Annotated in this window: 17 protein-coding genes; 5 read left to right on the top strand and 12 right to left on the bottom strand. The window is 68.9% G+C overall.

From position 1 onward, the window contains the following. Nucleotides 1–42: 42 nt before the first annotated feature. Genes holA through ACO2TI_RS18265 form a run of 7 tightly spaced genes read right to left on the bottom strand, consistent with a single transcriptional unit; the run spans nucleotide 43 to nucleotide 6,825 of the window. Nucleotides 43–1,128 carry a DNA polymerase III subunit delta gene (gene holA / locus ACO2TI_RS18235; protein WP_423286581.1) on the bottom strand — a complete coding sequence of 362 codons (1,086 nt, stop codon included), beginning with the start codon at nucleotides 1,126–1,128 and terminating at the stop codon, nucleotides 43–45. Between the two features lie 25 nt (nucleotides 1,129–1,153). Then, a complete protein-coding gene (gene lptE, locus ACO2TI_RS18240; protein WP_423286582.1) occupies nucleotides 1,154–1,642 on the bottom strand; it encodes an LPS assembly lipoprotein LptE in 489 nt (162 codons plus the stop codon). Then, a complete protein-coding gene (gene leuS / locus ACO2TI_RS18245) occupies nucleotides 1,642–4,287 on the bottom strand; it encodes a leucine--tRNA ligase (RefSeq protein ID WP_423286583.1) in 2,646 nt (881 codons plus the stop codon). The genes lptE and leuS overlap by 1 nt, the downstream gene beginning before the upstream one ends. A 43-nt stretch (nucleotides 4,288–4,330) precedes the next feature. Beyond that, entirely contained in the window at nucleotides 4,331–4,753 is a 423-nt protein-coding gene (locus ACO2TI_RS18250; RefSeq protein WP_423286584.1) for an ExbD/TolR family protein, read from the bottom strand. A 10-nt stretch (nucleotides 4,754–4,763) separates the two neighbouring features. Further along, nucleotides 4,764–5,423, bottom strand: coding sequence for a MotA/TolQ/ExbB proton channel family protein (locus ACO2TI_RS18255; RefSeq protein WP_423286585.1), 660 nt, complete (start codon nucleotides 5,421–5,423; stop codon nucleotides 4,764–4,766). 14 nt (nucleotides 5,424–5,437) lie between these two features. After that, the gene (gene dapB / locus ACO2TI_RS18260; RefSeq protein ID WP_423286586.1) at nucleotides 5,438–6,262 is read right to left on the bottom strand and encodes a 4-hydroxy-tetrahydrodipicolinate reductase; all 825 of its coding nucleotides are present in this window, start codon (nucleotides 6,260–6,262) and stop codon (nucleotides 5,438–5,440) included. Further along, nucleotides 6,259–6,825, bottom strand: a complete 567-nt coding sequence (locus ACO2TI_RS18265; protein ID WP_423286587.1) for an outer membrane protein assembly factor BamE — start codon at nucleotides 6,823–6,825, stop codon at nucleotides 6,259–6,261. The genes dapB and ACO2TI_RS18265 overlap by 4 nt, the downstream gene beginning before the upstream one ends. A gap of 127 nt (nucleotides 6,826–6,952) precedes the next feature. Between ACO2TI_RS18265 and fur the strand changes: the two genes are divergently transcribed. Further along, entirely contained in the window at nucleotides 6,953–7,387 is a 435-nt protein-coding gene (gene fur / locus ACO2TI_RS18270; RefSeq protein WP_423286588.1) for a ferric iron uptake transcriptional regulator, read from the top strand. Nucleotides 7,388–7,411: 24 nt separating this feature from the next. On the opposite strand, the gene hprK is transcribed toward fur, so the two are convergent. The 3 genes from hprK to hpf form a co-directional block, all read right to left on the bottom strand. Beyond that, complete coding sequence (gene hprK / locus ACO2TI_RS18275) at nucleotides 7,412–8,371, bottom strand: HPr(Ser) kinase/phosphatase (protein ID WP_423286589.1); 960 nt, start codon at nucleotides 8,369–8,371, stop codon at nucleotides 7,412–7,414. A gap of 13 nt (nucleotides 8,372–8,384) precedes the next feature. After that, entirely contained in the window at nucleotides 8,385–8,855 is a 471-nt protein-coding gene (locus ACO2TI_RS18280) for a PTS sugar transporter subunit IIA (protein WP_423286590.1), read from the bottom strand. A gap of 264 nt (nucleotides 8,856–9,119) precedes the next feature. After that, nucleotides 9,120–9,464, bottom strand: coding sequence for a ribosome hibernation-promoting factor, HPF/YfiA family (hpf, locus tag ACO2TI_RS18285; protein WP_423286591.1), 345 nt, complete (start codon nucleotides 9,462–9,464; stop codon nucleotides 9,120–9,122). A 360-nt stretch (nucleotides 9,465–9,824) separates the two neighbouring features. On the opposite strand from hpf, the gene corA reads away from it, so the two are divergent. Next, nucleotides 9,825–10,793, top strand: a complete 969-nt coding sequence (gene corA / locus ACO2TI_RS18290) for a magnesium/cobalt transporter CorA (RefSeq protein ID WP_423286592.1) — start codon at nucleotides 9,825–9,827, stop codon at nucleotides 10,791–10,793. Between the two features lie 4 nt (nucleotides 10,794–10,797). Continuing rightward, nucleotides 10,798–11,976, top strand: a complete 1,179-nt coding sequence (locus ACO2TI_RS18295; RefSeq protein ID WP_423286593.1) for an MFS transporter — start codon at nucleotides 10,798–10,800, stop codon at nucleotides 11,974–11,976. 327 nt (nucleotides 11,977–12,303) lie between these two features. On the opposite strand, the gene ACO2TI_RS18300 is transcribed toward ACO2TI_RS18295, so the two are convergent. Then, a complete protein-coding gene (locus tag ACO2TI_RS18300) occupies nucleotides 12,304–12,885 on the bottom strand; it encodes a glutathione peroxidase (RefSeq protein ID WP_423286594.1) in 582 nt (193 codons plus the stop codon). Nucleotides 12,886–12,943: 58 nt separating this feature from the next. Here ACO2TI_RS18300 and ACO2TI_RS18305 point away from each other — a divergent pair, with 58 nt between their 5' ends. Both ACO2TI_RS18305 and ACO2TI_RS18310 read left to right on the top strand, forming a co-directional pair. Next, a complete protein-coding gene (locus ACO2TI_RS18305; RefSeq protein ID WP_423286596.1) occupies nucleotides 12,944–13,897 on the top strand; it encodes a MerR family transcriptional regulator in 954 nt (317 codons plus the stop codon). A gap of 68 nt (nucleotides 13,898–13,965) precedes the next feature. Continuing rightward, the gene (locus ACO2TI_RS18310) at nucleotides 13,966–14,826 is read left to right on the top strand and encodes a ferritin-like domain-containing protein (protein WP_423286597.1); all 861 of its coding nucleotides are present in this window, start codon (nucleotides 13,966–13,968) and stop codon (nucleotides 14,824–14,826) included. 13 nt (nucleotides 14,827–14,839) lie between these two features. On the opposite strand, the gene ACO2TI_RS18315 is transcribed toward ACO2TI_RS18310, so the two are convergent. After that, the gene (locus tag ACO2TI_RS18315; protein ID WP_423286598.1) at nucleotides 14,840–15,535 is read right to left on the bottom strand and encodes a glutathione S-transferase; all 696 of its coding nucleotides are present in this window, start codon (nucleotides 15,533–15,535) and stop codon (nucleotides 14,840–14,842) included. Nucleotides 15,536–15,566 lie beyond the last annotated feature (31 nt).

Here is a 15,566-nt window from a genome sequence, read left to right on the forward strand (position 1 = left end):
GTGCCTGCCGGCAGCACGGCGGCAGGCGCCGTCTCGTTTCGATCACGCGCGCAGCACGAGCCGCGCGCGCGCGTTGCCGGCCTGCGGCGGCACCAGCGGCGCGGCCACCAGCAGTGCCAGGCGACGCAGGCCCTCCCAAGGATCCTCGGGCCAATCGGGGTGCCGCAGGCCTTTGACCAAGCCATCGCAGACGTGCGCGGCCTCGAGCAGCTGCTCGAGCCGCGTTTCGTCGAGCAGCGGCAGCGCGCGTTCGAACAGCCGTTCCTTGGCGCCCCAGACGCGCTGCTCTCGCAGCACCATCGGCAGCGGCTTGCCGGCGCCTTGCGCTTCCTTGCAGCGGCGCAGCGCGCGGATGTCCTCCGCCAGCGTCCAGTGCACCAGCACGGCGGCCTCGCCCTCGGCGCGCAGGCCGTCGAGCATGCGCGTGATGCGCTCGACCTGGCCGGCCAGCACCGCCTCGCCGAGCTTGAAGACGTCGTAGCGCGCGACGTTGCCGACCGAACGCTCGACCTGCTCGAAGCTCAGCTCGCCTTCGGGATACAGCAGCGCGAGCTTCTTGATCTCCTGCTGCGCGGCGAGCAGGTGACCTTCGACGCGATCGGCAAAGAAGGCCAGCGTGCGCTGCCCTTCCTCGCCGCTTGCGACGCGCTGGCCTTGCTGCGCAAGGCGCTGGGCGATCCAGGCCGGCAGCTTGCCGCGCTCGATCGGGTCGACGCGAATCGAGACGCCCACCGCCTCCAGCGCCAGGAACCACGCGCTTTGCTGCTGCTGGCGCTCCAGCCGTGGCAGCTGCACCAGCGTGACGGTGTCCTCGGGCAGCCGCTCGCAGAACTGCTGCAGCGCGGCCGAGCCGTCCTTGCCGGGCTTGCCGGAAGGAATGCGGATCTCGACCAGCTGCTTGTCGGCGAACAGACTCATCGCGCTTGCGGCGCCCAGCAGCGAGCTCCAGTCGAAATAGTTGCCGGCAACGGTGTGGACCTGACGCTCGGTGTGGCCGGCGTCCCGCGCGGCGGCGCGGATCGCGTCGGCCGCCTCGAGCGCGAGCAGGGGCTCGTCGCCGTGCACCACGTACAGCGGCGCGAGGCCTTGTTTCAGGTGAGCGGCGAGCTGGTCGGGGCGAAGCTGCATCGCGGCAGTCGGTCTGATCGCGGATTCAGGGCGATGGCAGCGCGGCGAGGCGGCGCATCAGCTGGTCGACGATGTCGACCTGCATCGCGCGATAGAGCATGGCCTCTTCCTGCTCCTTGGCCAGCGCGTCGGTCTCGTTGTAGCTCATGTCCCGGCTCAGCATCAGTTCGGTCTCCGGGATCAGCACGCGGCCGGCCGGCGTGCGCGCGCGAAAGCGCAAGTGCTGGCGCAGTGTGAACTCGCGCACCTGGCCGGCGGCCGTTTGCGCCGCGACGACCTTGTCGCGCTTGGTCGACAGCGCTTCGAGCACGAGGTCGGCCTGCGCCTGGCTCTCGACCACGCGGCTGCCGCCGGCGGCGATCTGGCGCCGCAGTTCTTCGATGAGCGGCGTGCGCGGCTCGAAGCCGTGCAGCGCGATGCGCTGCATCTGCAGCTTGGGCGGCTGGCGCAGCGCGAAGCCGCAGGCCGAGAGTGCCGCGGCCGCGAGCGCGGCCAACCCGGTGCGCCGGCGCATCAGGCGACCACGTTGACGAGCCGGCCCGGCACCACCACCACCTTCTTCGGCGGGCGGCCCTCGGCGAACTTGGCCACCTCGGCCGACGCCAGCGCAGCTGCCTCGATCGCCGCCTTGTCGGCGTTGGCCGGCACCTTGAGCGAGCCGCGCAGCTTGCCGTTGACCTGCAGCACGAGTTCGATCTCGTCTTGCACCAGCGCCGACTCGTCGATCGCCGGCCAGGGCGCGTCGATCAGGTCGCCCAGCTCGCGCGCGTAGCCCAGCTGCTGCCACAGCGCGTGCGCGATGTGCGGCGCCGCCGGGTACAGCGCACGCAGCAGGATGCCCATGCCTTCGCGCAGCGCGGCGCGGTCGGCCGGCGTGTCGGCGAGCTGTGCGCCCTCGAGCGCGTTGAGCAGCTTCATCGCGCCCGAGACCACGGTGTTGTACTGCAGGCGGTCGTAGTCGTGGCCGATCTGGCGCAGCAGCGAGTGCACCTCGCGTCGCAGCGCGGCCGCGTTGGCGCTCAGGCCGTCGAAGCTCGTGCCGGCGGAGGCGATCGCCTCGCGCTGCTTGACCGCGAAGGCCCACAGGCGGCGCAGGTAGCGAAAGCTCCCTTCGGCGCCGGAGTCGGACCATGCCGCGCTCTGGTCCGGCGGGCCGGCGAACATCGTGAACAGGCGCGCGGTGTCGGCGCCGAACTTGGCGATGATGTCCTTGGGCTCGACGACGTTGTTCTTCGACTTCGACATCTTCTCGATGCCGCCGAGCGAGACGGGCTGGCCGTCCTCCTTCGCGGTGGCGCCGACCGGATGGCCCTTGTCGTCGAACTGCACCTCGACTTCGCTCGGATAGAACCAGCGCTTCTTGCCCGAGGCGTCCTCGCGGAAGTAGCACTCGTTGAGCAGCATGCCCTGCGTGAACAGGCGCGTGAACGGTTCGTCGAACTTGACCAGGCCGAGGTCGCGCATCGCCTTGGTCCAGAAGCGCGCGTACAGCAGGTGCAGCACCGCGTGCTCGATGCCGCCGATGTACTGGTCCATCGGCATCCAGTAGTCGTTGCGCGCGTCGACCATCGCGCCCTCGCTGTCCGGGCAGCAGTAGCGCATGTAGTACCACGCCGAGTCGACGAAGGTGTCCATCGTGTCGGTCTCGCGCTGGGCCGGCTTGCCGCACTGGGGGCAGCCGACGTTCAGGAACGAGGCGCACTTGCTCAGCGGATTGCCGGAGCCGTCGGGGATCAGCTCCTCGGGCAGCACGACCGGCAGGTCCTTCTCCGGCACCGGCACCGAGCCGCAGTCGTCGCAGTGGATGATGGGGATCGGCGTGCCCCAGTAGCGCTGGCGGCTGATGCCCCAGTCGCGCAGGCGCCAGGTGGTCTTCTTCTCGCCCAGGCCCTTGGCGGCGAGCGCCTTGGCGATGGCGTCGACGGCGTCCTGGTAGTGCAGGCCGCTGTAGTTGTCGGAGTTGATCGTCACGCCGCGCTGTTTGTCGGCATACCACTCCTGCCAGCGCGTGTAGTCGTAGTGCTCGCCGTCCACGTGCACGACCTGCATGATCGGCAGGCCGTACTTCAGCGCGAACGCGAAGTCGCGCTCGTCGTGGCCGGGCACGCCCATCACCGCGCCGTCGCCGTAGCTCATCAGCACGTAGTTGCCGACCCAGACTTCGACCTGCTGGCCGGTGATCGGATGCGTGACGTGGAGACCCGTGGGGCGGCCTTCCTTCTCCTTCGTTGCGAGCTCGGCCTCGGTGGTGCCGCCGGCCTTGCAGGCTTCGATGAACTCGGCGAGCGCGGGATTGGACGCAGCCGCGTGCTGCGCCAGCGGATGCTCCGGCGCGACGGCGCAGAAGGTGACGCCCATGATGGTGTCCGCGCGCGTCGTGAACACGTACATCCGGCCGTCCTGGATCAGTGCGCCGTTCGCGTCGCGGATGTCGTGCGTGAAGGCGAAGCGCACGCCCTCGCTCTTGCCGATCCAGTTCTCCTGCATCAGCCGCACGCGCTCGGGCCAGCCGTGCAGGTAGCCCGGCGCCGCCGGATCGGCCACATTGGCCAGCAGCTCGTCGGCGTACTGCGTGATCGCGAGATAGTAGCCGGGGATCTCGCGCTTCTCGACGATCGCGCCCGAGCGCCAGCCGCGGCCGTCGATGACCTGTTCGTTCGCGAGCACGGTCTGGTCGACCGGATCCCAGTTGACGACCTGGGTCTTCTTGTAGGCGATGCCCTTTTCGAGCATCTTCAGGAAGAACCACTGGTTCCACTTGTAGTAGCTCGCGTCGCAGGTGGCGACCTCGCGCGACCAGTCGAAGGCCAGCCCCAGCGGCTGCATCTGCGACTTCATGTCGGCGATGTTGTCGCGCGTCCACTTCGCCGGCGCGACCTTCTTGTCGATCGCGGCGTTCTCGGCCGGCAGGCCGAAGGCGTCCCAGCCCATCGGCATGAGCACGTTCCTGCCCTTCATGCGCAGGTAGCGCGCCATCATGTCGTTGATGGTGTAGTTGCGCACGTGGCCCATGTGCAACTTGCCGCTGGGATACGGCAGCATCGAGCAGGCGTAGAACTTGGGCTTGGCGGCGTCTTCGCGCACGCGGTACGCGTCGATCGCGTTCCAGTGCGCCTGCGCGGCGGCTTCGACCTCGGACGGAGCGTACTTGTCGTTCATGCGGCGCATTTTAGGAGGGGCCTCGCGCGCCGCGGCCCGGGGTTCAGCGTGCGGGCGCCTGCGCGATGAAGGCGATGCGGTTCAGACCCGCCGCCTGGATGCGCCCGATCAGCTCGGCGACGCGGCCGTAGGGCACGGCGCGGTCGGCGCGCAGCTGCACCTCGGTCGCGGGGCGCGCCTTCGCGGCCTCAGCCAGGCGGGCGTCCAGCGCGGCCGGCTCGATGCGCGCATCGTCGAGGAAGAACTGGCCCTGCGCGTCGATCGACACCGCCACGAAGGCCGGCGCGTCGCCGGGCTTGGCGCCGACGGCTTCGGGGAGGTCGAGCTTGAGGCTGGAGGCCATCAGCGGCGCGGTGACCATGAAGATCACCAGCAGCACCAGCATGACGTCGATCAGCGGCGTCATGTTGATCTCGCTCATCGGCGCGGGCGCAGCGGTGCGCTCGAGGCGGCCGAACGAGGCCATGTCTTGCCGCCTAGGCTTCGTGCGCGCGGCGGCCGAGCTGGAGCTCGCGCAGGTCGTGCGCAAAGCCTTCGAGCTCGGCCTCGCAGCCGCCGACCAGGCGGCCGAAGGCGTTGTAGGCCAGCACCGCGGGGATCGCGACCGCGAGGCCGGCGGCCGTCATGATCAGCGCCTCGCCGACCGGACCGGCGACCTTGTCGATGCCGACCGAGCCCGAGGTCGAGATGCCGACCAGCGCGTGGTAGATGCCCCAGACGGTGCCGAACAGCCCGACGAAGGGCGCGGTCGCGCCGATCGACGCCAGCGCGACCTGGCCGAACTGCAGTCGCTGCACGACGGCGTGCAGCGCGTCGCGCAGTCGGCGCGTGAGCTGCGACTCGCGCTGGCCCGCGGCCTCGAGCGTGCCGCCGGCCGGCTGTGCGATCGCCGCATCGAGCAGCGGGGCGAGCACCTCCTCGCGGTCGAGGCCGGCGAGGCGGCGCTGCGCGGCATCGACGTCAGGCGCCTGCCAGAACGCGGCAACGCCGCGCGAGATGTCGGTGCGCGCGCGCCGCAGTGTCCAGGCCTTCCAGAAGATCAGCACCCAGGCGGTGATCGACATCGCCAACAGCAGCAGCGCCACCGCGCGGCCAACCGCGTCGCCCTCGCTCCAGACCGCGGCCATGCTGCCCATGCGCGATCCGGGCCTCAGCGCGCGAGGCCGAGCACGTCGTCCATGCCGTACAGCCCGCTGGCGCGGCCGGCGAGGAAGCGCACCGCGCGCAGGCTGCCCTGCGCATAGGTCGCGCGGCTGGAGGACCTGTGCGTGATCTCGATGCGTTCGCCGATGCCGGCGAACAGCACGGTGTGGTCGCCGACGATGTCGCCGCCGCGCACCGTCGCGAAGCCGATCGTCGAGGGATCGCGCTCGCCGGTGACGCCCTCGCGGCCATAGACCGCGCACTGCTTCAGGTCGCGGCCGAGTGCGCGCGCCACCGTCTCGCCCATCGCGAGCGCGGTGCCGCTGGGGGCGTCGACCTTGTGGCGGTGATGCGCCTCGATGATCTCGATGTCGTAGCCGTGGCTGAGCGCCTTGGCCGCCTGCTCGAGCAGGCGCAACACGACGTTGACGCCGACGCTCATGTTGGGCGCCATCATGATCGCGATGTCGCGAGCGGCTTCGGCGATGGCCGCGCGGCCAGCGTCATCGAAGCCGGTCGTGCCGATCACCATCTGCACGCCACGCGCGCGGCAGGCGCCCAGGTGGGCCAGCGTGCCTTCGGGCCGAGTGAAGTCGATCAGCACGTCGGCGTTCGCCAGCGCGGCGCCGAGATCATCGGTGATGGCGATGCCGCTGGGCTGACCGAGGAAGGCCGCAGCGTCGTGGCCGAGCGCCGGGCTGTCGGTGCGATCGAGGGCGCCGGCGAGGCCGCAGTCCTCGCTGGCGAGCACGGCTTCGATCAGCATGCGGCCCATGCGGCCGGACGCACCGGCAACCGCAACGCGCCGGCGGTTCTGCGAGGCGGCGCTCACGGCGTGGCTTCCAGCGGCGGGTAATCGCGCGCCGGTCCCTGCGCAGCAGCGGCCAGCGCGGCTTCCTGCGCGGTGGGCGCGGGCTTGGTCGGCACCGGCAGTGCTCGCACCTCTTCGGCCGTGAGCGCGAGCTTGGGCATGCTGCTGCTCGAGCGGTAGTTGTCGATGCTGGCGACGAACTCGCGCTCGCTCGGCAGTTCGTCGGCCTCGACGCTGTCGAGCACGTCGTTCTTGAACAGCACCGTCACGCGCCGCTGCTGATAGGGCGTGCCCTGGCGGCGGATCGTGAACACGTAGTCCCAGCGGTCGGTATGGAAGGCATCGGCCAGCAGCGGCGAGCCGAGCAGGTCGCGCACCTGAGTGCGCGTCTGGCCGGGCTTGACCAGGGCCATCATCTCCTTGGTCACCACGTTGCCCTGGACGATCTCGACCCGGTAGGGCGTGACCAGGCCGATCAGCCGGTCCTCGGTGAGATTCATCGTGCTGCAGCCACCGAACGCGGTGGTCAGGGCCAGGGCCGCGAACGAGGGCCGCGCGAGGCGGCAGGCAAGGGTCAGGCGCATCTCAGGTGCATCTCGTCGAGGTCCATGCGGCGCAGCAGGAGCGCTGGCGCGGGAGGCTCGATATGATCAGACGATTCTAGTGGAGCCGGTGCGCGAGACCGGCCGGGCCGCAGGCCCAGGAGCCCCCATGAGCCAAGTCGACGACCTCAAGAGCAGCGGCCTGAAGGCCACCTTGCCGCGCCTGAAGATCCTCGAGGTCTTCCAGACCTCCGACCGTCGCCACCTGACGGCCGAAGATGTCTACAAGGCGCTGCTGTCCGCCGGCGCCGACATCGGCCTGGCGACCGTGTACCGCGTGCTGATGCAGTTCGAGCAGGCCGGCATCCTGTCTCGCAACCACTTCGAGTCGGGCAAGGCCGTGTTCGAGCTCAACGAGGGCCAGCACCACGACCATCTGGTCTGCCTGGACTGCGGCCGCGTCGAGGAGTTCTTCGACGCGCAGATCGAACAGCGCCAGCGCACGATCGCCGAATCGCGCGGCTTCAAGCTGCAGGAACACGCGTTGGCGCTCTACGCCAATTGCACCAAGAAGAACTGCGAGCATCGCTCGCCGCGCAAGTAGCCGCCGCTGCGGCGCGCGGCCGCGCTATTCGGGCAGCTCGCCGGAATCCATGGCCGCCTGGTGGCGCGCGACGAACTCCTTGTACGTATCGATGCCGCGCAGCTGCAAGATGGTGTTGCGCACCGCGGCCTCGACCAGCACCGCGAGGTTGCGGCCTGCGTCCACCGCGATGATGGCCTTGCGCACCGGCACGCCCAGCACGTCCTCGTACAGCGGCTCGTAAGGCAGCCGCTCGAACTCGCGCTCCATCGTCTCCTTGCGCACCAGGTGGACGATGAGCTTCAGGCGCATCTTCCGCCGCACCGCGGTCTCGCCGAAGATCGCCTTGATGTCCAGTAAGCCGATGCCGCGCACCTCGAGCAGGTTGGCCAGCAGCTCGGGACAGCGGCCCTCGATCGCGGTCTGCGAGATGCGATAGAGATCGACGGCGTCGTCGGCCACCAGGCCGTGGCCGCGCGAGATCAGCTCCAGCCCCAGCTCGCTCTTGCCCAGTCCCGATTCGCCGGTGAGCAGCACGCCCAGTCCGAGGATGTCCATGAACACGCCATGCCGCGTCGTGCGGTCGGCGAAATGCATCGACAGGTAGGCGCGCAGCACGTCGATCACGTGCCCGGCCGACTCCTTGGTGACGAACAGTGGGATCTCGGCGCGCTCGGCCATCGCCACCAGCTTGTCCGGCGGCGATTGATCGTCGGCGACGACGATCACCGGCGGCTCCAGCGTCACGATGCGCGCGATGCGCCGTGCCTGGTCCTCGGGCGAGGCGTCCTGCAGGTAGCGCACCTCGCGCCGGCCGACGATCTGCACCCGGTAAGGGTGGATGTAGTTCAGGTAGCCGACGAGATCGGCGGCGGATTGCGCATCGCGCACGGCCACTTCGTCGAAGCGGCGCTCGGGGTGGGCGTGGCCGGCGAGCCATTCCCAGCGCAAGGCGGTGCGGTGGGCCTCGAACAGCGCCTCGGCGCTGATGACGGCGGCCTTCATTGCGCGGGCACCGTCATGCGACGGACTTCAGCGGCTCCCAATTCGCAATCAGCGTGTGGACCTGGGCGGCCTCGGGTTCGGTCTTGAGCTTGTCGCGCAACGCGCGGTCGCTCAGCAGTTCGGCGATCTCCGACAGGATCTCGAGGTGGCGCTGGGTCGCGGCCTCGGGCACGAGAAGGAAGATCAGCAAGGTCACCGGCTCGTCATCCGGCGCGTCGAAGGCGATCGGTTGCTGCGAGCGGATCACCGCGGCCAGCGGATTCTTCAGGCCCTTGATGCGGCCATGCGGGATGGCAACGCCATGGCCAAGACCGGTCGAGCCCAGGCGTTCGCGGGCGAACAGGTTGTCGGTCACGGTGGCACGCGCAATGGCGTGCTGGTTCTCGAATAGCAGGCCCGCCTGCTCGAAGACGCGCTTCTTGCTGGTGGCGTCCACATCCACCAGCACGTTGCTGGCGGGCAGGATGGCGGCGAGACGATTCATCCGGTCACAGCGCCGGGTTTTGCTTTGGGCTTGCCGGTCGCTTCACGAAAAGGCTCAAGTGCCAAATTATAGGAACGGGCCTGGGGCCACGCGGCCCGCCGCGTATGCCCAACCTGGCGGGGTTGCTTTGCGGCAACGCAACAAGGATGCGCGGCGGCGCTTGTTCGCCATACGACATCAACGGCCCAACGTCTCGCGAGGCGGACAGCAAAAAGGCGGCCTCTGGGGCCGCCTGGTCATGTCGCGCCGCAGCGGGCGCCGCAATCACTGCAACTCGCCGAGCGACTGACGCTTGGGCGAGGGGTGATGGTGGTCTTGCACGCGGTCTTTGTGACGGCAGACCTGGCGATCGAGCTTGTCCATCAGTTCGTCGATGGCGGCGTAGAGGTCATGGTGGGCGGACTCGACATAGATGTCCTTACCCTTGACGTGCAGGTTGACTTCGGCCTTTTGGCGTCGTTCCTTCTCCTTCAGCTTTTCCACGGTCAGCAGGACATTGACATCCACCACCTGGTCGAAATGACGTGTCACGCGATCCAGCTTTGTGAGCACGTACTCCCGCAATGCGGGAGTCACCTCAAGGTGATGGCCGCTGATCGTCAGGTTCATGGTTCCTCCTTTCGCGAGGCGTTGAAACGGCCCCAACGGGGGCCAGGGCGAAGGAAAAAAGGGGGGAAGAAAAGGAGGTGGGAGAACTCTTTGCAGTAAAGCCAGACTACGCGCCGCGGGCCGACATGACAAGCCGATGACCGTGCCGAACGCTCGGTCGGCAGGGGCCGGCCGGCGCAGTGCGATGCCATAATCCGCCGGTTCCTCTGCCGGAGCTTTCATTGGACGTCACCGCCCCTCGGTGACCGTCCCCTCCACGAGCGAGCGCAGCGCCTGAAAGGCCGCGCCCCGGGAGGCGAGACGGTCCCCATCCGCCCCCTTCCACCGGACTTGATCCGGGCTGCTCGTCGGAGCTCTTGCATGCTGAACGTGTTCACGCTGGCGAACGGCCGGCTGTTCCAGGAAGAAATCGACACCCTCGCGGCGCTCGACCATGTGACGCCGATCTGGGTCGATCTCGAAGCGCCCACCGAGGAAGAGAAGAGCTGGATCGCCCAGCGCTTCGAACTGTCGATTCCGGAGAACGTGGTCGACGAGGACCTCGAGGAGTCCGCGCGCTTCTACGAGGAAGACAACGGCGAGCTGCACATCCGCTCGGACTTCCTGATCGACGACGATGCCGAAGCCGGCGCGCGCAACGTGCGCGTGGCCTTCATCCTGTTTCGCAACGTGCTGTTCTCGGTCCATGCCGAGGACTTGCCGGTGTTCCGGCTGCTGCGCATGCGCGCGCGCCGCATCCCCGCGCTGATCGAGGACGCGAAGGACGTCCTGCTGAAGCTCTACGACGCCGACGCCGAGTACTCGGCCGACTCGCTCGAGGGCGTGTACGACGCGCTCGAGCAGGTCTCGCGCAGCGTGCTGCAGAACAAGGTCAACGACGAGGCCGCGGCCGGCGCGCTGGCCGCGATCGCGCGCGAGGAAGACCTGAACGGACGCATCCGCCGCAACGTGATGGACACGCGCCGCGCGGTCAGCTTCATGATGCGCTCGCGCCTGCTCAACGCGGAGCAGTTCGAGGAAGCGCGGCAGATCCTGCGCGACATCGATTCGCTCGACTCGCACACGGCGTTCCTGTTCGACAAGATCAACTTCCTGATGGACGCCACGGTCGGCTTCATCAACATCAACCAGAACAAGATCATCAAGATCTTCTCGGTGGCCTCGGTCGCCTTCCTGCCGCCGACCCTGATCGCGAGCATCTACGGCATGAACTTCGCGGCGATTCCCGAGCTGAACTGGTCGCTTGGCTACCCCTGGGCGCTGGCCCTGATGGTGGCGAGCGCCATCACGCCGTTCTGGTACTTCCGCCGGCGTGGCTGGCTCAACTGAGCCCGTGGAGCCGCCGCCCGCGGCGGCCGATGCCTTGAACCCCAGGGACGCCGCACGCGGCGTCGTGCGGGTCGGCGCGGCCGTCACGCTGGTGGTGTTGATGTTCAGCCTGCTGAACCCGGTGCTGGCGGTGCGGCTTCAGTCGGCCGGTCACGGGGCCTCGGCGATCGGGCTGTTCCTGATGCTGCCGTTCGCTGCGATCGCGCTTGCCGTGCCGATGCTGCCGCGCGTGTTCGCGCGCCTGGGTGTGCCGCCGGCGCTGCGTTGGGGCCTGTTGCTGGAGTTCAGCGCGACCCTGACCTATGGCTTGGTCGACGACTACGGCGCGTGGTGCGCAGCTGCCGCGATCAGCGGTCTTGGCGCGGCCGCGGCCTGGAACGGCACCGAGGCGCTCGTCGCGCAGCACGCGCCGCGCGAAGCGCGCGGCCGCTGGACGGGTCTTTACCAGACCGCGCTGGGCGTGGCCCTGGCGCTCGGGCCGTTCCTTCCGGGGCTGCTGGCGCTGACGCCGTTGTCGGCGACCTGGATCGCCTGCGGCGGGCTCGCGCTCGCCTTGCTGCTGCTGATGTCGCCGCGCGTGTCGCGCCTGGGTGGCGCGCTGAGCGGCCACCGCGCCGGCTGGTGGCGCGCGGCGTGCGAGCGTCCGCTGCTGGTCTGGGCCGCCTTCGTCGGCGGTGTGTTCGAGGCGGGCTTGGCGTCGATCACCGCCGCCTACGGCTTCGAACTCGGCTTCACGCTCGCGGCCTCGACGTCGATCGCCGGCGTGCTGGGCATTGGCAGCTTTGCGCTGCAGTACCCCACCGGCTGGCTGGCCGACCGCCACGGAACGCGGGCGCTGCTGATCGCCGCCGGCGTGCTGCTCGCGCTGGCCTCGCTGCCGCTGGCCAGGGCCGCGGACGCGCCGGCGTGGCTGTGGCCGGCGGCGCTGCTGTGGGGCGCGGTCGGCGGCGCGCTCTATACGCTGACGATGATCCGCGTCGCGCATGAATGGTCCGATGCCGTCGGGCCCGGCAACGTGGTGGCCGGCACGGCCGCCGTGATCACCGGCTACACGGCCGGCGGCGCACTGGGGCCGCTGGTCAGCGGTGTGCTGATCGAGCGCCTGGGCGTCGTTGCCCAGTCCGCCTGGCTGGTGCTGCTGGCGAGCTCGATCGTCTTCGGCTCCTGGCGCTCCTCGCGCTGAACCGCACAACGCAAGGCAAAAGGCAAGAAGCCGCCGATCGTCCAAGCGATCGGCGGCTTCTTGCCGCTTGAGAGAAACGCCGCGAAGCGCCCCGGAGCGAAGGAGGGAGGGAGGGAGGAGGAGGAGAAACGCTCCGAGATTGCAACCCGGGTTCGGGAAGGCTTCGCGACGGAAACGGGGTTCGGTCGATCGCGCTGCACTCCTCCATGCAGCGCGCTCAGGTTCTGAACTGCCGACGGCCGGATGGTTCCTCGAAAGGCCTGATTTTTCGCAGCGAATTGCATCCCTTGTGTAGAGATTCGTTTCTGTGCCGCCCGAAGCTGGCACTCACCGTGGCGATGCGTCGAGCATCCGCTCGATGTCGGCGACGAAGCCCTTGTCATCGGGCGTGACGCGGCTGCCGTAGCTGCGCACCGTTTCACCGTCGCGGCCGATCACGTACTTGTGGAAGTTCCAGCCCGGTGTCTGGCCCGTGCGTCGCCCGAGCTCCGCGTAAAGCGGGTCGGCGCCCGCGCCCTTGACGGCGGTCTTCGCGAACATCGGGAACTGCACGCCGAAGGTGTTCTCGCAAAACGCCGCGATGTCCTTGTTGCTGCCCGGCTCCTGCGCGCCGAAGTCGTTGGACGGAAAACCCAGCACGACCAGACCGCGCGGCTGGTAGCGGCGATACAGCGCCTCGAGCCCCTTGTACTGCGGCGTGAAGCCGCAGTAGCTGGCGGTGTTGACCACCACGACGACCTTGCCTGCGTACTGGCACAGGTCCTGCGGCTTCTCGTCCTGCAGCCGCGGCACGCGCCGATCCAGCAGTGCCGGACAGCTGCCGGCCAGCGCCGGCGGGCTGGCGATGGCGGCCACGAGCGCGATCAGACCCCCGGCCAGCCAGGCGCGGTTCACCAACGAAGAGGGCATGCGATTCCTGATGTTTGTCATGGGCAGGCGATGGCCGCCCACCTATATTAGGAACGATATGCGGTCGCTTCAATCCGTTGTCCTGGACACGGCCGTGCCGGGCGAGGTGAGGCTGTCGATCGCTGCCGTTGAGCGCGATACCGGCCTGTCGAAAGACACGCTGCGCGTCTGGGAGCGCCGCTATGGCTTCCCGCAACCGGGCCGCGACCCCTTCGGCGAGCGGGCCTATCCGCTCGAACAGGTCGAAAAGCTGCGCGTGATCAAGCGGTTGATGGACGCCGGCCACCGGCCCGGGCGCATCGTTGCGTTGCCGATCGAGGACCTGCGGCGCATCGGCGACGAGAGCCGTGCGGCCGCGCCGCGCTCGGCGCCTGGCGAGGCGGCCACGCAACTGAGGTTCTTCGCCGATCTGGTGCGCCAGCACGACGTCGACGGCCTGCGCCGCGCGCTGCGGCGAACCGCGATGCGCCTGGGGCTCGCGCGCTTCGTGGTCGACGTCGTGGCGCCGTTGAACGCGCTGATCGGCGACCAGTGGATGCGCGGCCACCTCGAGGTCTTCGAGGAGCACCTGTACACCGAGTCCATGCAGGTCGTGCTGCGCCAGGCCATCGCCGGCTTGCCGAGCGACGAATCCGCGCGGCCGTGCGTGCTGTTGACCACCTTCCCGAACGAGCCGCATGGCCTGGGCCTGCTGATGGCCGAGGCTTGTTTCGCGGTCGAAGGCGCGGTTTGCATCGGTTTGGGCACGCAGACGCCGATCTGGGACATCGTGCTCGCGGCGTCGGCTCAGCGTGCCGACATCGTGGCGCTGAGCTTCAGCCCGGTGCTGTCGCCGACCTCGGTGGCCGAGGGGTTGCGCGAGCTGCGCGAGAAGCTGCCGCGCCCGGTCGAGCTGTGGGCCGGCGGCACCGCGTCGGTGCTCAGGCGCCGTTCCAGCGCGGGCGTCGAGCTGCTCGCGTCGATGGAAGACATCGCGCCGAACCTGCGGCGATGGCGGGCCGCCAGGGGCTGAACGACCCGCCGCCACGGTGCCGTCACGTCCACTGCCTAAAATGGAGTCGGACAACAAGGGCCGACGCCATGCTTTACCCCGAACTCTTCAAGCAGCTCGAATCCGTGCGCTGGAACATGGACCAGGACATCCCCTGGGCCACGTTCGACGCGTCGCGGCTGACCGAAGAGCAGGCACAGACGATCAAGATGAACGCCATCACCGAGTGGTCGGCGCTGCCGGCCACGGAGATGTTCCTGCGCGACAACCGCGACGACAGCGACTTCTCGGCCTTCATGAGCGTCTGGTTCTTCGAGGAGCAGAAGCACTCGCTGGTGCTGATGGAGTACCTGCGGCGCTTCCGCCCTGACCTCGTGCCCACCGAGGCCGAGCTGCACGAGGTGCGCTTCGAGTTCGACCCGGCGCCCGCGCTGGAGACGCTGATGCTGCACTTCTGCGGCGAGATCCGGCTGAACCACTGGTACCGCCGCGCCGCCGAGTGGCACACCGAGCCGGTGATCAAGGCGATCTACGAGACGCTGGCGCGCGACGAGGCCCGCCACGGCGGCGCCTACCTGCGCTACATGAAGCGCGCCATGCAGAAGTTCGGCGACGAAGCGCGCGCCGCCTTCGCCAAGGTCGGGGTGTTGATGGCCAGTGCCCGCCGCACCGCGCAGGCGCTGCATCCGACCAACCTGCACGTCAATGCGGCCCTGTTCCCGCGCGACACGATCCAGTCGCGCCTGCCCAACCCCGAGTGGCTGGAGCAGTGGCTCGACAAGCAGATCCAGTTCGACGCCGTGTGGGAGAACAAGGTCGTCGAACGCATCCTGCACAACATGAGCCTGCTGATGGAGCGCAGCTTCGCCAGCGTCCAGGAGCTCAACCGCTTCCGCAAGGAGCTCACGCAGCGCCTCCAGCAAGGCGGCGCCGCGCCCCAGCCGGCCTGACCGGCTCGCAGGCTCAGGCCGTCGTCTTCGCCGCCTTGGCCTTCAGTTCGGCCGCCATCCTGGCGGTGCGCGCCTCGTCGGCCTTGCGGTCGGCCGCGACCTTCTGCGCGGCCGGGCGCTGCTCGATGAACTTCACGTAGGCCTTCCAGTCGACGCCGGCCTTCGCGAGCAGATCCTCGCCGATCACCAGCTTGCTGGCGATCGCCACCAGCGGCAGGTGGACGTAGGCCGCGCAGTCGGCCAGCGTGAAGGTGTCGCCGGCGACATAGGGCGCAAACTTGGCGAGCCGCTGGAACGCCGGGATGTTGCGCTCGAGCTGGCCACGCACCCGCGCGACGAACTTGTCCGGCAGCGGTTCGGCGCCAAAGAACGCCGGCCCGTAGAGCTGGCGCACGACCAGCTCCAGGTGCAGGTCGAGGAAGGTGCACAGCTCGCGCACCTTGGCGGCTTGGTAGGGGTCGGCCGGCAGCAGCGGCGGCGTCGGATAGGCCGCCTCGAGCCAGTCGCAGATCACCTGGCTCTCGGCCAGCGGGCCCTGCGGCGTCAGCATGAACGGCACCTTGGCCAGCGGCGAGGCGCACAGCACCTCCTCGTCGCTGCGGCCGGTGGCCACGATGCGTTCCTCGAACGCGATGCCCTTTTCGAGCAGCGCCAGCTTGACCTTGTTGTGATAGTTGGACAGCGGGATCCCGCACAACACCAGCGTCATCGTTGTCTCCTTTGACGTGCGCCAGTCTAGG

Origin of the sequence: Caldimonas sp. KR1-144 (genome assembly GCF_049446155.1) — a bacterium.
In the GTDB taxonomy this organism is placed as follows: domain Bacteria; phylum Pseudomonadota; class Gammaproteobacteria; order Burkholderiales; family Burkholderiaceae_C; genus Rivibacter.

Coding starts and splice junctions, on each gene's coding strand:
- ACO2TI_RS18310 (WP_423286597.1), top strand. CDS start 13,966: ATGCTTTACCCCGAACTCTTCAAGCAGCTCGAATCCGTGCGCTGGAAC.
- hpf (WP_423286591.1), bottom strand. CDS start 9,464: ATGAACCTGACGATCAGCGGCCATCACCTTGAGGTGACTCCCGCATTG.
- ACO2TI_RS18300 (WP_423286594.1), bottom strand. CDS start 12,885: ATGCCCTCTTCGTTGGTGAACCGCGCCTGGCTGGCCGGGGGTCTGATC.
- ACO2TI_RS18250 (WP_423286584.1), bottom strand. CDS start 4,753: ATGGCCTCGTTCGGCCGCCTCGAGCGCACCGCTGCGCCCGCGCCGATG.
- fur (WP_423286588.1), top strand. CDS start 6,953: ATGAGCCAAGTCGACGACCTCAAGAGCAGCGGCCTGAAGGCCACCTTG.
- ACO2TI_RS18315 (WP_423286598.1), bottom strand. CDS start 15,535: ATGACGCTGGTGTTGTGCGGGATCCCGCTGTCCAACTATCACAACAAG.
- leuS (WP_423286583.1), bottom strand. CDS start 4,287: ATGAACGACAAGTACGCTCCGTCCGAGGTCGAAGCCGCCGCGCAGGCG.
- ACO2TI_RS18280 (WP_423286590.1), bottom strand. CDS start 8,855: ATGAATCGTCTCGCCGCCATCCTGCCCGCCAGCAACGTGCTGGTGGAT.
- ACO2TI_RS18265 (WP_423286587.1), bottom strand. CDS start 6,825: ATGCGCCTGACCCTTGCCTGCCGCCTCGCGCGGCCCTCGTTCGCGGCC.
- corA (WP_423286592.1), top strand. CDS start 9,825: ATGCTGAACGTGTTCACGCTGGCGAACGGCCGGCTGTTCCAGGAAGAA.
- holA (WP_423286581.1), bottom strand. CDS start 1,128: ATGCAGCTTCGCCCCGACCAGCTCGCCGCTCACCTGAAACAAGGCCTC.
- hprK (WP_423286589.1), bottom strand. CDS start 8,371: ATGAAGGCCGCCGTCATCAGCGCCGAGGCGCTGTTCGAGGCCCACCGC.
- ACO2TI_RS18305 (WP_423286596.1), top strand. CDS start 12,944: ATGCGGTCGCTTCAATCCGTTGTCCTGGACACGGCCGTGCCGGGCGAG.
- ACO2TI_RS18255 (WP_423286585.1), bottom strand. CDS start 5,423: ATGGGCAGCATGGCCGCGGTCTGGAGCGAGGGCGACGCGGTTGGCCGC.
- lptE (WP_423286582.1), bottom strand. CDS start 1,642: ATGCGCCGGCGCACCGGGTTGGCCGCGCTCGCGGCCGCGGCACTCTCG.